Here is a 1,606-nt window from a genome sequence, read left to right on the forward strand (position 1 = left end):
ATGCCCGCGCCCAGGCCCTGCCGGTCCACCCCCAGACCCGACAACTCCTGGTCATACGACAGAGCCAGCGCAAACCCCGCCTCACCACGCCCCGCCGTCACCAGCAGGGGGACCTCCAGGGAGTAGCGGCCGGTCCGCACGTCCACTGCGCCGCCCGCCTCCTCACCCGGGGCGAACACGCCGGACACGGTGCCGGGATCACCCGGCACCGCTGCGGCTGCGGAGCGGGAGCCGGGAGCGGCGAACGCCTCACCCGCGCTCTCCCCGATGACGGTGCCGGCAGCGGCCAGGGCCAGCAGGCCGGCCACACCATTCCGGCGGACACGGCGCACAGCAGCATAGGAGGATAGAAAGGAAGGCACGGACGGACTCCGGGGAGGCAGGAACATAATGCAGTCAGCTTTCCCGTCCAGGAGAACAGGCTCAGGGACCGTTGTCTCTCCTCCGAACAGCCCCGCTCCGGGCCGGCAAACGGTGCCTGCGCGATGGCAGTGGCTGGGAGACCGGCGCGGGCTCCGGCGAGAGGAGCGCTGGTCAGGCAGGGTGTGCGGCTCTGGCTTTGGGGTTTGTCGCTCCCTGACCGGCCGCCTGCCGACGGAACGAACACATCTGCCGCCGCGCCCGCTTCCGACGCTGCGCCCTGGACGGGGTGTTCACCCAAGCACTGCAGCAGATCCATGCCCCGCCGACGCGGCCGACGACGTTGACTGGCTGGTCCAGATCGACTCCGCCATCGTCCGCGCCCACCAGGGAGTTCGTTCTCTGCTCCTCAACGAAGGACGAAGCCGCCTACTGCCAACGCCGCCGCCCGGGCCAAAAAGGTGTTGCCTCTATGGTTTTTGTCAAGCCGTAGTGGGTGTGGGTGGTTGGTAGGAGGAGCCGTATCGGAGCATGGCGTAAAGGACGTCGATGCGGCGTCGGGCGAGCGCGATGAGGGCGGCGATGTGGTGTTTCCCTCGCGGCGTTTGCGCGTAGCAGGCGCGTGATTCGGGCTGCGAGATCGAGGCGAACGCGGCGAGGTAGAAGGCTTGAGCTGTCTGTCGCCTCGCCGAGAGGGGTGTTCGCCGCGGATGGAGGAGCCGGAGTTCCTGGTCACAGGTGCGGGGCTGGCGCAGGCCCGAGGTGGCCGGAGGTGGCGAAGCCGCCGTCCTGATCCCGATGCCGGAGCTCGTACACACTGAGCTTGTTCAGTGGTGGGTTTCCAGGGCGAGGATCGCTTTGGTGATTGACGTGAGGCTGGTGGGGTGGCAGCGGGCTTTGCGGAGGATGCGCCAGGTCGGTGTCGCCGGCGCCTTGGTAGCCGCGGTCCGCGAGGACGGGGTGCCAGGGCGGACGCACGTCGCGACGATTCGGTGTCGGCGTGCGGCGGTCGGGTCGTGGGCCCGGCCAGGCAGAGCGGGTGGGATCCAGACCAGTGTTCCGTCCGGCGTGGTGATGACCTGCAGGTTCACCGCGTGGCGCCTGTGCTTGCCCGAGTAGTCAGCTCGGCCGTCGCCGGTGCGGTCGTATTCGGCGGGGGTCCCGTCCAGCAGGACGTACCGGGCGTCGGCCGATCTCAGGGCCGCGGTCAGCCCCGGCGCGAGAGCGGCCAGGTGTTCCACGACAG

3 pseudogenes are annotated in these 1,606 nt (G+C 69.5%); all 3 read right to left on the reverse strand.

The features are described from left to right. Positions 1-308: pseudogene (locus tag IF89_RS39295) on the reverse strand (hypothetical protein); the annotation flags it as partial. A gap of 534 nt (positions 309-842) precedes the next feature. Next, positions 843-1,140, reverse strand: a pseudogene (locus IF89_RS48815) (transposase); the annotation flags it as partial. 84 nt (positions 1,141-1,224) lie between these two features. Further along, a pseudogene (locus tag IF89_RS44010) lies at positions 1,225-1,606 on the reverse strand (transposase family protein); the annotation flags it as partial.

The sequence above is a fragment of the Streptomyces sp. NRRL F-2664 genome, from assembly GCF_000719345.1.
Taxonomy (GTDB): domain Bacteria; phylum Actinomycetota; class Actinomycetes; order Streptomycetales; family Streptomycetaceae; genus Streptomyces.